Origin of the sequence: Nonomuraea sp. NPDC052129 (genome assembly GCF_040680095.1) — a bacterium.
In the GTDB taxonomy this organism is placed as follows: Bacteria; Actinomycetota; Actinomycetes; order Streptosporangiales; family Streptosporangiaceae; genus Nonomuraea.
This window is the reverse complement of record NZ_JBFAVX010000057.1, coordinates 1-13530: the sequence shown is the minus strand read 5'-3', so window position 1 is coordinate 13530 and position 13530 is coordinate 1. Positions and strand designations below refer to the sequence as shown.

10 protein-coding genes and 1 pseudogene are annotated in these 13530 nt (G+C 62.2%); 7 read left to right on the top strand and 4 right to left on the bottom strand.

Annotated features, from left to right (window positions below):
• Positions 1-1575: 1575 nt before the first annotated feature.
• Positions 1576-2883: pseudogene (locus AB0L53_RS57180) on the bottom strand (BTAD domain-containing putative transcriptional regulator); the annotation flags it as partial.
• Positions 2884-3576: 693 nt separating this feature from the next.
• Here AB0L53_RS57180 and AB0L53_RS57175 point away from each other — a divergent pair.
• From AB0L53_RS57175 to AB0L53_RS57145, 7 genes are all read left to right on the top strand, one after another.
• Positions 3577-3948, top strand: coding sequence for a hypothetical protein (locus AB0L53_RS57175; RefSeq protein WP_364014859.1), 372 nt, complete (start codon positions 3577-3579; stop codon positions 3946-3948).
• A gap of 237 nt (positions 3949-4185) precedes the next feature.
• On the top strand, positions 4186-5121 hold the full coding sequence (locus AB0L53_RS57170; protein ID WP_364014856.1) for an ADP-ribosylglycohydrolase family protein: 936 nt from the start codon (positions 4186-4188) through the stop codon (positions 5119-5121).
• Between the two features lie 155 nt (positions 5122-5276).
• Positions 5277-5819, top strand: a complete 543-nt coding sequence (locus tag AB0L53_RS57165) for a GNAT family N-acetyltransferase (RefSeq protein ID WP_364014853.1) — start codon at positions 5277-5279, stop codon at positions 5817-5819.
• Between the two features lie 907 nt (positions 5820-6726).
• Positions 6727-7080, top strand: coding sequence for a DUF6247 family protein (locus tag AB0L53_RS57160; protein ID WP_358430554.1), 354 nt, complete (start codon positions 6727-6729; stop codon positions 7078-7080).
• Positions 7073-7336: a hypothetical protein gene (locus AB0L53_RS57155; protein ID WP_364014850.1), complete on the top strand. Its 264-nt coding sequence runs from the start codon at positions 7073-7075 to the stop codon at positions 7334-7336. The genes AB0L53_RS57160 and AB0L53_RS57155 overlap by 8 nt, the downstream gene beginning before the upstream one ends.
• 1319 nt (positions 7337-8655) lie before the next feature.
• A complete protein-coding gene (locus AB0L53_RS57150; protein WP_364014847.1) occupies positions 8656-8913 on the top strand; it encodes a hypothetical protein in 258 nt (85 codons plus the stop codon).
• A gap of 58 nt (positions 8914-8971) precedes the next feature.
• Complete coding sequence (locus tag AB0L53_RS57145) at positions 8972-9775, top strand: hypothetical protein (RefSeq protein ID WP_364014844.1); 804 nt, start codon at positions 8972-8974, stop codon at positions 9773-9775.
• A gap of 702 nt (positions 9776-10477) precedes the next feature.
• On the opposite strand, the gene AB0L53_RS57140 is transcribed toward AB0L53_RS57145, so the two are convergent.
• From AB0L53_RS57140 to AB0L53_RS57130, 3 genes are all read right to left on the bottom strand, one after another.
• Entirely contained in the window at positions 10478-11059 is a 582-nt protein-coding gene (locus tag AB0L53_RS57140) for a hypothetical protein (protein WP_364014842.1), read from the bottom strand.
• Positions 11060-11131: 72 nt separating this feature from the next.
• On the bottom strand, positions 11132-12019 hold the full coding sequence (locus AB0L53_RS57135) for a hypothetical protein (protein ID WP_364014840.1): 888 nt from the start codon (positions 12017-12019) through the stop codon (positions 11132-11134).
• A gap of 50 nt (positions 12020-12069) precedes the next feature.
• On the bottom strand, positions 12070-13014 hold the full coding sequence (locus AB0L53_RS57130) for an AAA family ATPase (RefSeq protein ID WP_364014837.1): 945 nt from the start codon (positions 13012-13014) through the stop codon (positions 12070-12072).
• Between the last annotated feature and the right edge of the window lie 516 nt (positions 13015-13530).

The following is a 13530-nucleotide window of genomic DNA, read 5'->3' as shown; positions in this document are numbered from 1 at the left end:
GGCCCGCTCCGCGTACGGTTCGATCCGCTCGAAGCTCATGCAGGGCATGTTGCCGCTGTACGCGAATCGCTCGGCCAGCACCAGCAACCTGATCGCGTCGCGGGGGGCCATGGCTCCCCGCAGCAGCCCCCAGGCACCGAGCCCGAAGAGCATCGAGCCGCACATCGGGTAGTCGAGGATGGGGTTTTCGGCGGCCAGCAGGTCGTAGCCTCGGGCGGTGGAGAACAGTTCCTCGCCGTACCGGACGTCCTCCGGCGAGGCGTGGTACGCGTACGCCGTCAGGGTGACCGCCTCCGCCATCAGCGTCCACGGCATGAATTCCGTGTGCGCCACACCGGGCAGGCGCAAGTCGCGCGCCCGCTGGACGGCCAGGCGGTATTCCGCGAGCGCGGCGGCCGTCTCGCCGCGGGCGAGGGCGAGCTCGGCCGCGCACAACGAGACGATCGCCACCCCGCCGAGCACTGCCTCGTTGTCGTTGATCCGGGTGATCTCGGCGAGCTCGGCCGCCGCGGTGTCGAGGTCGCCGTCGGCGAGCGCGGAGACCAGCAGCAGCGAGCGGAGCTGGCTCTCATCGTCTGTGGTGCCGAGCCGGCTCAGCACCGGGATGGCGATCCGCGCGTGTCCGACCGCCCGCCGGCGATCGCCGAGCTGCATGACCAGGTGGGCCAGCAGGGCGTGCATGATCGCGGCGAACCACGGCCCCTCGTCCTCGCGGAACATCGTCAGGGTTCGCTCAGCGGCCTCGATCGCCCCGGTCACGTCTCCCGCGTTCTCCAAGACGTGGACGCTCGTCTGCATCGCCGCCAAGGCCACGTCACGGTCGGCACTCCGGCACAACTCCGCCAGCCGGCGGCGCACGTCGGCGCCATCAGGCACGTCGCACGCGAGCACCACCGTGGCCATCGCCGCCAGGCGGGGATCCGTCGTGTCACTGGTGGGCAGCGTACGGAGGAGATCGCGCAGTGGATCGCCACTGCGGTCGGTGACGATCATGATGTTCGCGAGTGTGATCAGCATGGCGCCCCTGGTCACCTCGACGAGGTACGGCGGCGGCACCCAGCCGGTGATCACCTGGGCGATCGCGTCCCGGTGAACGAACACCCTGGAGTGGTCACCACGGATCGACCACAGCCCGCCGACGCCGGCCAGCAACTGGACCATCGTGACGGGATCGGGCTCGCCGAGAGCCTGCCGGAGCAGTTCGGCGAGGTTGCCCTCCTCAGCGTGCAACGCGTCGGCCGCCGCGAACTGCGCAGGGCTGAACAGGGCGGAGGCGTGTTCGAGGGCGTACGCCGTCGCCCAGGCCCGCTGCGCCGCCCGGGCGGGCGCCTCCTCGCCGGCCTCCTTCAGCCGCATCCGCCCGAACTCCCTGACGGTCTCCAGCATCCGGTAGCGGAGGCCGTATGTCGTCTCGTGGACGCTCAGCATCGACTGCTCGGTCAGCGCGTCCACGGCGCGCAGGGTGTCCGGGCCGAGTACGTGCTCGGCCGTCGCCAGCGTGAAACCATCGCCGAACAGCGACAACCACCGCAACGCCCGCCGTTCTGGCTCCTCCAGCAGATTCCATGACCAGTCGATTACCGCGAGCAGCGTCTGGTGCCGGTCGGGGGCCGTACGGTTCCCTCCACGCAGTAGGGCGAACCGGTCCGCCAGGCGCCGCGCGATCTCCTCCACCGACATCACCCGCGCTTTGGCCGCGGCCAGCTCGATCGCGAGCGGCAACCCGTCGAGGCGGGCGACGACCTCCTCGACCACTCCCTCGTCGATCCGCACACCCGGTCGGGCGGCCGTGGCGCGCTGGCGGAACAACTCCACCGCGTCGCCCGTGGGCAGCTCGCCGAGCAGGTAGACGCGTTCGGCGGGGATCGACAAGGGGGCGCGCGAGGTGATGAGCACCCGCAGGTCGCGGGTCGTCACGGTCAGGAACGCCACCAGGTCGGCGACGGCCTCGATCACGTGCTCGCAGTTGTCCAGGATCAGCAGCGCCGGAGCCTGATCGAGATGTTGGGCGATCCGGGCGCGAACGTCTGAGCGCTGCTCAGCGGTCAGGACACGACGCCCGCTGACCGAATCCCGAACCCCGAGCGCCGAGCCCACCTCGCCCACCACGCCCTCGGGCGAGGACACGCCGACGAGCTCGACGAAGTGAGCGACGGGCTGCGCGACGTCTCTGCCGACGACATGAGCCAGCCGCGTCTTGCCCAGCCCACCAGGGCCGATGATGGAGACCACCCGGTTGGTCTGTAACAGGGCGTGCACCGCACGGATGTCGCCGTCGCGGCCGAGCAACGAGGAGCCGTCGAAAAGGATGCCGGTACGCACCGGCCGATCCGCGATGAGGAGTTCGGCGTACACGCGGGCGAGCTCAGGCCCTGGTCCGGTGCCGAGCCGCGCCACCAGGCCCGCGCGATACCGCTCGTAGCGCTCCAGAGCGGCGGCGGCACCTCGTACGGCGGCCTCGCTCCGCAGCAGGCAGAGCAGCAACTCCTCGTCGTGCGGCCAATCGGCCGCGGCCTCCTCCAGCAGCGGCAGCGCGGCCTCGTGAGCGCCGCTCCGGCCCCGCGCGATCGCCGCCACCCGCCGCGCCTCGGCCACCCACTTCGCCGCCATGCCCCTCAGCTCAGCGAGCGCGCCCGTCGCACCATCCGAGCCCATCGGCTCAGCCAGCGCGCCCGTGGCACCATCCGAGCCCTTCAGCTCAGCGAGCCCGCCCGTGGCACCATCCGAGCCGCCGGCCACGAGAGCCATTGCCTCTTCGGCGCGGCGACGCGCGAGCGCCACGTCGTCCTCGCCCAGCGCGGCCCGCGCCTCCTTCACCAGCACGCCGACCAGCAGCGCGTCCACCTGATCGGCGGCCAGCCCAAGCCGGTAACCACGCGACATCCGCACCACGACATCAGCACAGGTCGCCGCCCTGGTCCGCGAGACGACCACCTGCAGCGCCTTCGTCGGATTGGCCGGCACCTCGTCGGGCCACAGCTCCTCGACCAGGCGCTCGTCACTGACCCCTGCACGCCCGTGCATGGCGAGCATGGACAGCAGGGTCTGCGCGCGATCGCCGATTACGGGCACACCCTGCCAGCGGACGCCGTCGAGCAGGACCAGAGCGGGGGACACACCCTCAGCTTACGGACGAGTCAGACGTGAGCGGCGTGACCGCGAGTATCTCCATGTCCTGTACTCAGGGGTTGCGGAAGAGGAAGCTGTTCGATCGTGGCACCTTGTAGCACCAGATGGCACTACGCCGCAGACTTCGGATGTGAGTACTTCTGAGCCTGACCACTCCCATGAGATCTCTCAACGCGACCTGCGCAATCGGTCAGCGGAGATCATGGATGGTCTGGAACGTGGGGAGCGATACGCCGTTACCCGTAATGGCCATCACATCGGCGATCTGGTCCCTCTCCGCCGCCGGCGCCGGGCCGTGTCACGCGCCGAGTTCGCCGCTGTGTCGTGTGGCATGCCACGACTGGACGACTCCAAATATCGCGAGGACATGGACCGCCACGCCAACGACGATCTCTACAACCCTTACGATCGCGCATACGGCAGGCGGGAATCCGCAGAGGACGGGGGATGACCCACGCCCTGGGGCTGCTCGACACCGACATCCTCATCCTGCGTGCTGGCCTCGATCCCGACGAACTCCCCGATGAGATGATGATCAGTGCCATCACCACCGCGGAGCTCTCGGCCGGCGTCCTGGCGGCGACGGGACCGCAGGAACTCGCCCAGCGAATGAAGATCCTTCAGACCACCGAAGCCCGAATTCGACCCACTCCCCTTCGACGACACCGCAGCCCGCGAGTACGGCCAGTTGTGGACGGCGGTCATCGCCTCAGGGCGCAAACCACGCCCCCGCACTGCGGACCTGATGATCGCCTGCGTGGCGATCGCGAACCGGCTTCCTCTGTACACCTGCAATACCAGGGATTTCAAAGGACTTGATCATCTGCTTGCCGTGGTCCCAGTGACCCGTCCGCAGTGGGCCAGGGCATGAATGGAAAGTGCTCGCGATGCGGCAGGTACCAGCCTGACCAGTGGCCGTCACTCTATGTAGGCACCAAGCCTTTCGTGTGAGGTGATGTTGCTGTACACGGCGCTCTGTCCAGCAATCTGACCCGTCCTGATTGCGACGTTCGCCCTCTCCTTCGATCAGCTCGGTAGCCTGCTGGAGTGAATCTTGTGCAGCGTGCCGTCGGCGCGGTCGTCGGCTCGGCTGTCGGCGATGCGCTGGGTGCGCCATTCGAGTTCGGCCCGGCGGGAGCGTTCTCCTCCCGCTTCCCGGTACCAAGTGCCGGCGGCGAGATGAGTGGAGGCGGCGGCTGGGACGCGGGCGAGGCCACCGACGATACGCAGATGGCCTTTCACGTAGCTGAGTCGCTGTTGGAGCATGGCGGCCTGGACCTGCCGGATATCTTCGCCCGCTTCCAGCGGTGGGCGGCCGATGATCCCAAGGACATCGGCCTACAGACCGAAGACGTACTGACCCGCGGACTGCCCTGGGACCAGGCCGCCGCCGCCCATTACCGAAGCAGCCACCGAGCCGCAGGTAACGGCGCGCTGATGCGGGCCACCCCGTCGGCGGTGTACTTCGCCCGCGATGGACAGCAGGCCACCATGGACGCCGCCCGGCACATCGCCGCCCTCACCCACGGCGACCCGGCGGCGTGGGAAGGCACCGCGATCTTTCACGACCTGATACGTGTCGCCCTGGACGGTGCGGACCCCTTGAACCAGCTCTCCCAGACCCTCGCTGTTGCCCACCCCGACCATCGTCAACGCTACGCCGCTGTCCTCGCCCCCAGCTGGCATCCCGACCACGCCACCGAGTTCAACGGCGCCGTCTGGCCATGCCTCGGCTCAGCCGTATGGGCGCTGCGCACCACCCGCAGCTTTGAGGATGCCATCCGGGCCGCGATCGATCTGGGCGGCGACACCGACACCGTTGCCGCGGTCACCGGCGGCCTGGCCGGAGCCATATACGGGCCAGCAGCAATTCCAACCACCTGGACCGAGCCCTTACACGTCCCGCTACCCGGCAGCGGCGGCCGAACCCTGCGCCTGCCCCACCTACTCGACCTCGCTCGTAACCTCGCAGAGCGTCCGGCTTCAGACTAACGGCGGCTTGTCCTGGGACGACTGCGACGGGAAGATCCGGTCCACATCAGCCACCTACGACCTCGCCGGCGCTTGGCGAGGATCCCGAAGCCGGAGTCTCCCGCCGGAGCTGATCCTTTCTCCCTCCTGTCGGAGCCGTCTGCCAGGCTGTGGCCATGCCGCATGAGGGAGTCACAGAGTTTCTCCAGGTCACCAGCCAGGACGAGATGCCGCCCGAACTGCGGCGGGAGCTGGTCGAGTGCTGGGTCACGGTGACAAATGCCGGGGGCGCGGCCGGTTTCCCGTTTCCCCCTGTCACCTTCGATCAGGTGGCGGAAGTGGCTGATCAGCTCATCGCCAGCCTGGACTCGCACCGCAGCCGCTTCCTCTTGGCTCTCGTCGACGGGATGCTCGCTGGCTGGCTGAACGTGCGCAGAGACACCAACCCATTGATCGCCCACTGGGGTACGGTCCATCACGTCCAAACCCTCACCGACTTCCGCGGTAGGGGGATCGGAGCCGCACTGATGCACCACGTACGCCATCTGGCCCGCGAAGAGATGGGACTCGAACAACTCCACCTCGCCGCCCGTGGCGGAGTGGGGCTCGAAGACTTCTATAGGCGGCAGGGCTGGAAAGAGATCGGCCGTTGGCCTGGCGCGCTGCGGCTCGCGCGCGGCGATGATCGCGACGAAATCCTGATGATGCTTGAGCTCTGACTGTTCCGACCTGAACGGCATCCGCTGGCCACGCGGCGAGACCGTCGACAACGCGGCGGCCCTCTACTGCCGGTTCCGAGGAACCTTGCTCAGAACGTAGAAGTTGCTGTGCAATGTTCTCGTCCCTGCTGGGACCTGGCCGGTTAAGGGTGCGCAGGCGAAGCCTGCGCTCAGGGAAGGCGTCCGAGCGAAGCGAGGGCCTGCAGGGGCCGGGGCTCCGGCCCGACTGGAAGCAGCGCCTGAGCCCCTCATGCGTGAAGCGCCCACAGCGAAGACCTGGCGCGCCGAAGGTGTGCCCAAGGAAGAACAGCCCGGAGCGAAGCGGAGGCCCTTTGAGCAGGGGCGGGCATCAAACGGGCAGCCACCGAATTGGATAGAGGGTGGGTGGTGGAGCCAGGAGATTCGAACTCCTGACTTCCTGCTTGCAAATCGGCCTGATCTCCAGGCGAAACGGCCTCGACCTGGGCCGTCTATGCTCCGCGAGTGACCGTGACTGACGGCTGTTGGCCGCCCTTAATGGCACGCTAATGGCACGACGATCATGTCTGTTACCTGGTCGCTTCCATGCGAGGCGTGCACCCGCCCGCCTGATCATCCCATCTGCCATTGACCCATCCGCATGGGGCGCGAGCCAGGGCTACAGGTCCCAGACGGAGCGCCCACCGAACGGATGACAAGTCATGACTTCCGGGCGCCGATCGTCCGGCGGCACGGTGGTGACGCCTGAGCCGAAGACCGGACTCGACATCCAGCAGAGGTCTATCCTGACGATTACGCGCTCCGGAATCCGCCGCCAGCGACACGAGGACGCCAGCCGCCCGACACAGGGCTTTTACCTGCGGTTCCAAGGTGGATAAGGGTTCAGTTGTATCGGTAGCGTGGAGGTGTAACAGCTTGGAGGTCAACGATGTCCACCCCGCATCAAGACAGCGAGTCGCTGATCCCTCAGCCGCCACTGACCACCGCCGCCCTCAGGGCAGCAGTTGCCCAGATCGCTCCGGCCTACCTCAGCCAGTTTGTCGACCACCTCGACCAGGCGACAGAGCAGGCGGCGCGACAGAGCACGGTGGCACCTCTGCAGAACTTCTTGCAGCAATGGGGTGAGTTCGTGGCGATTCAGCGCTATCCCGCCCGAGCGGCCCGCCTGCACGCGTTGGAGACAGAGGTCGCCACCGCGACCGACAGAGTCAAGTTGGACTCGGCCTTGGCCGAAATCAATGAGATCACGGCATCCGCGCGCCGAGAGGTCGTCGGTGAGTGACGCCTGGACCTGGGAGTACAACCCCGACGCCGAGCATGTCATTGCCGGGCTCCCGCCGACAGTCATCCTTGAGGTTGAGCGGCTTGCTGACCAACTCGCAGTTCTCGGGAGGGATGCGGTCCGCGCCGGTAGAGGCCCGTTGCATGGGGGAGGTCTTCGAACGCTCGATCTGTTCGGCGGCCGCGGGTTCCTCAACTTCATCGTCGCGGAGCATCTGCGCCTTGCGCTGATCGTTCGCGTTACCTGGCTAGATTGACGCGTGATTGTGGCAAATGATGACGAGTGGCAGCGTCTGTCAGTCAGCCTTAGACCACTGTCATCTAGTCACTTGACCTACCAATTTGGCTTTCCTAGAACTGGAACCGCAGCGCCAGGAGGCACCTTCCAGTTCACTCCATATGAACGACCACGTAGAACGCGCAGGCGAAGCCTGCGTGTCAATAAAATAAGGCGTCTGAGCGGAGCGAAGTCCTCCAGGGGTCGGGGCTGCGGCCCGACTGGAAGAAGCGCCTGAGCCCCTCATGCGCGAAGCACCCCATCGAGAAGACCGTTGTGCGCCGAAGGCGCCCCAGGAAGAACAGCCCGAGCGATAGCGAGGACCGCTCGGGGCGGGCTTCCACGGTTAACCACCCAGATGGGCAACGGGTAGGTGCCACCCGGCCCACCTACACGAAGGAAATGGTGGAGCCTAGGAGATTCGAACTCCTGACTTCCTGCTTGCAAACGGGAGCCAGTCATGACGTGTAGACGTCTTCGACCTGGTCAAGCGGCAGATGAAGACTGGTGATGTGCGATCGAGTAAGACGGCGTTGCTGTACCCGCTGCTGTACAGCAACGCAGTAGGGTGACCAGCCCAGGTATCTGATGGCGAGAAGGCCGTACCGGAGAGCCGACAGGCCCAGGAGTAGAACCCCCGTGGCAGCCAAGCCGTACGCTCGGCCGATACGGCGATGACAACCGACTGTCTTCCGCCCTATCCGAAACGGCACACCCCGTCAATACAGATTCACGTGCTCCGAAGAGAAGGAAGTCTCCCCTAGCCGACGACTCATGTGGTCATTACGTTACTGATGTGGCGCGAGGAAAAAAGAGCATTATAAAAAAATACTGGGGCTACGGTTTGCTTGCGGCTATCGCTGCTGCTTGGTGGATCGTAGACGACAAAGGAAAAGTCGCCCCTCTCTTGATTGCAGCGTCCGTGCTTGCGATCATTTATTTCCTTTTCAGAGTGCCCCGGACTTGTGGGGCCGCAGGACGCCAAGGTGCATGCAGAAATAACGCTCAGGGCCTCCTATTCGGTTGCAACCAGGTCCGCGAGCACAAGCGGCAGAACCTTGCTCGCCGGCTGGGGCGGGAGCGGTGGCGCCGGTTGAATCGAGGCCTCTGGGCGACACCCAAGGACACAATGGCGACTCTGTCTTGCCTGGGCGCAACGGGATCTGCCTTAGCAGCGACAATGGCCGTTATTCTAGATCGCGGATGATCAACACCGAAACGCCTGCTTGCTGCCCAATAATTAGAGCAGTGTGGCGACCTGACCTTCCGCTTTTCAGGCGGAACAACCACCCTGCTCCAGTGATCAAGACCATGGTCAGGTGCGTGTGGACGGTGGCGCGGATGCGTCGGCGTGTGGGGACGTTGCTGTCAGCGCTGCTGTCACCTCTCCCATGGCCATCGGGAGGCGACGAAGAAGGGCCGCTGCAGCAATCGCCCCGGCCCTCGACTACGGGAACCGAGGCCGGCGATCGTCAGGGCCTCACCGGTGACTGGTCGACAGACAGGTCATCCGTCGCCGATAACCTCTTCATGAACCTGGGCCAGGTGCTGGACTGAAACGTCCGTTGCCAGGCATCAGAGTGCGCCGGCGGCTGAATCATGGGGAGTTTGTGGCATGGACTCGGTAACGCTGCACACGGCGGCACGATGGTACCTGATGGAGCGGTACGACGAGCTGACCGACAAGTACGCCGCACTGCCCAACGAGGGACGGTCCGCATTCGGGTACAACTACCGTCCCGAAGCCTGGCGCATCTTCCCCCGCTACAACGTGATCGCAGCGATCCTGGAACACGTGGAGCGGCTCGATCCAGACCGGCTGCCCGAGTTCTCCGACCTCGTCGACGCCCTATCCGAGGCTGCCGACACGGCCCAGTCGCCGTTCACACAACCGGCATCGAACGAGACCGAGGCAAAGGCGATGGCTGAGGAGCGCCAGCTGTTTCAGTCGACCTTGCGAGACTGGGTAAGGCGGGCCGACCTTCCGGTGGAACCGCTGCCGTACCGACGCGTGTTGATGCCCGCCGAGTCGTTCGAACGACAGAAACAGTTGGAGCAGCGGTGGGGGCTGGAGGGCAGGTCGTGGCACCCCATGCTCGCCGGGCCAACTCCACCCGACGTTCTTGTGCTGTCGGAGGCATCGATGTGGGACGAACAGGGACTCGCCCAGGTGCGCGCCGCACTGCGCGACATGAGCGGCGGCCGCGTGACAGAGCTACGCGAGTACGGCGCGGACTACCTCGTAGATGTAGAGGTGTTCGCACCCCAGTACACCGGCGCTGAGGGCGTGTGGAGCGATGACACGCTTACCTGGATCGCGTTCGCCTCCCACGGGGGAACAGTCGCCTTCGGTGGCCAACTCGCCGCCGCCCTCGAAGCAAGGTGGACCGAGCTCGACCGGTGGCGCTGGTCAGCCTAATTGAGCCATCGCACGATGGCAGAGGCCTCAATTGAGGCGCGCTTCTAGATACGAGCCGTGAGTGGCTGCCCAAACTGCAACCCCCGAAACACGCTCCGAGAGCCGACGGTTTTACAGGGGATCGATGTTACAGCGGCACTCATGCCTACGACCTGCCGATGGTCACCCATCTTAGGTCCGTACGTCAAAAGCATCCCGCGCATATCCCGGATCTTGGAATCCGGTCTATATGCGGCAAACGTGCCGCCATCTACGATCACATGATTAAATTCGATTGCCCTTCCAGAGCAATCAGGTTGTCTGTTGAGCTGGCCTCGAGGAACGAGGCACCTGCTCATCGATCGGCTCTGACGCCCTACGGTGACTCAGCCACAGCTAGGCGATCGGAAGCCTGGCATGTCTGTACGGCGGTGTCATAGAGTGAGCCAAACCGCATTAGTAGCTCGAGGTTTGCCCGTCCCGCTAGGCCGAACCTCGCCTAACGCGTACGGCTGGTCGACCAGGAACAGCACGATACAGCGCTGCATTGCAATACAACTGCGACTACGCAGACACGGATCACGAGGTGCGCGGAAGGCCACCCCTTCCCCTTTATCAGCCCATGTTCCGTTGACCCGCCAGAAGCGGTTGCGGTCAGAACCATGTGGATGGCAGCTCGAATACGCTGACCTAAGTGAATGTTGCTGTCAGCGCTGTGTCATCTCAGACATCGTCACCCGATGCCGAGCCCCGACGCTGGAGAATGTCTGCATCGGGCGAAGCCTCTAGTCTTGGCTTACCGACGGAAACATTTAGATTGCCACTAAAATCGAGTATACCCGATTTGGCAAGGGCGTTTACTTTCACGACAAATATGCGACCAAAAATATCTTCATACGATATTTCAATCCAACCGCTCGCATTTGACAGAAAAACGCTGTTGGACTGATCGACAGTTTTGCTTTCGATAGAGAGGTCATAACTGGCGGTCGCACCAGCAGGTAGGGCGACACTCATCGCCCATGCATCCATGCCGCGACCTGCGTGTTGATCGATCGGCCCAGAGTATTTTAGATCGCCAAACGATAGGTCAGCTCTTGGCATAAGTGCCGGACCGCTCCCAGCATTCGTGACAGTAAGTCTAACTACCTTCGGCAGATTGGCTGCAACTGCCCACTCGCACTGGACAGGCAGTACCAATGGTTGAACCGCATCTAGGCGTTGACGGACCGCAGCCTGCGCAACCTCAGCATTTGATATGCTAATCCGTCCAGTTAGAATTACATACCGAGCCGTGATGATCACCAGAGCGATTGTGCTGACCGCAGTGATCCACTCCAACACAGAGCATCCCCTCTCCATTATAATTCCGCAATATTACGGGAGGGAAGATGGAGTGCTCTTAAAGCGATGCCCGGCCAGCAATGAGTTCATAAAGCCGAGTATTGCCTTACCGCGCAGGAAGGTAATATAGGCATCATCGTAAGCATTCAGAAAGGCCGTAGGGTTGAATGCGGTCCGCTTGCCGTTTTCGGGATCCGTATAACTTTCACCACGAAGCTGAAACTCAAACCAAAGACTGTTCCACCGATTGTTTGCAGGGGCCGAAATGGAATATCTCTCTAGACACTTCATGTCACGCACATCAGCCCAGCGATGAACCGCAAAATCAGCTCGAGCTACGGTATTCAAGACATCGAGATCGTCACTAACGACTCCAGTCGTGCCAGGCCAGGTCTTAATAAGGGTCTTCATGATCTCCGGATTACGAACGCTAGCATTGCTTCCCTCTGGAGTGATGTCATATACAATAAACTCGAAGTCAAACGAAGCTTGTAGTACGTCGATACGCCTCTCACAGCTTTCGCTCAATATACCTGTCGCTTTAGTGACGATACCTTGCCCGGCCGACATGAATCGCGTAAACCAGTCATGAAAAGTTCTGAAGTTGGACCCTGCACGGCGGATCAGAATCTGGCCCTCACGAAACAGAACTCGGAATCCGTACTCGTCATCGGCATATCTAACTCCAAATCCTGAGGCATCGCGATAGAGAGACAATTCAGATTCGTAATAGAAGTCCGACCCCTTAATTACCTCACGCAAATAATCGTAGGCCTTCTCTGTTACGACAGATATGAATTTTGGGTCATTCCACAACGGAGCTCCGACTGGGGGCACTGCTGCCGTAATAGCAAATTCGTTGATATTGTCTAGGTAGCGAAAGAAAGGGTGATTCGCGTATTGCTCAAAGTCGGTGTCCATTTTATCTCTCCCGCGGGCAGTTGAAGTGATTACCGCTATTCGCCAGATTCCTATGACCCGTCGACTTCTTCGATTTTGGGTCGCGGTCGCTCGAAGTCATCGACAGTAAGTACATATGTATCCTCGGCCGATACTTCAAATTCATATGCAATGCGAGCAAGCCTTGGAAACAAGATCTGTTGAAGACCTCGTGCCCCCATCTTCAATTTGGATGCTTGATCTGCCACGACGGCCATGGCCTCATCCGTAACACTAATCGTTTTATTCCTTTTTCTGAAATATTCGCGCCAAACTGTGAGCGGACTGATGTCCGCCCTGGATAGAATTTCCAGAAGCTCGCCGGCCGCGAGTTCCGCATATCTAATAAGCACTGGCATCCGCGCCACAAGCTCAGGGATAAAGCCATACGAAATTAGGTCCGCAGTTATCACTTCGTTCGGATTCAAAAGCGCGTCAAGCAGGACCGGGGGACGCTTCCCTCGTATTTCTGGAGCATCTATGCCCGTAAACGCTCCACTGGCGATCACCAGAATCCCGGATGTATCGATGAATCGATCAGGATCGCTCGTGTGATACTTAACTCCTACGCGTAGGACTGAGCCCTCTATGAGTTTCAAGAGACGACGTTGCACAACTCTCTTAGAGGCGCCTTCCTCGCTATAGCGCTCCACGGGAGCGGCTAGCTTGTCAAATTCATCGATAAAGAGAACTCCGCGTCTCGCCAATTCGATATCCGCGTGATCGCTAGGCTCCTCGCCAGATGATCGGAGAACTTCCTGGGCAGCACCCACGAGATTCTTTAGCACATCCTCAATCTGCTCGCCAACAAATCCGGAGGGGACAAGAGATGTTGCATCTGTAACAATAAATGGTATGCGAAGAATCTCGCTAGCAGATCTAATCGTGTGGGTCTTACCGGTACCAGTCGCTCCAATCAGTAGTGCATTGGGTGATCTATGAATGCCCGATGGCTGCTGGAACCAGTCTAGGTGCATCGAAAGCAGTGTACTCAATTGGAGTTTAGGATCCTCCTGTCCAACGACAAATTGGTCAAGGTGCTCCTTAATCGTGCGCCCACTCATGGGATCTCTAGTTTCATGCATTCCACTCATACATCCCTTCTCTAATGATCAATTATTCGAGGACTCCGCAACGGCAGCAATGAGAGAGTGCCCGCAGGCAAGGCGGGTTACCCCTAGAGACATTACCAAATGGGTCATGCTTCTATATGGACGTGAACGTCAACACAGTCCTTCGGTCCATGCGTGTCGACGTTCGTCATGGGCCATTATTAATCCAGGACTTCGCGATCTGAGGCGAACTCGATACCTCATGCCTGGCCGTGCCAGGTAATGGTGTCGTATCGGGGCTGTTAAGCCGGTTCTTGCCGAGCCTGTCGCGCTGACGCGGCCGTCGCTAGCCTCGATCTTTCACGATCTTCGTTTGGTCGGCTGAGCGGTTCGGCTGGCGGTTGATTTCCTGGGTGTGGTCAGCGCGTTGGCCCGGCTGTC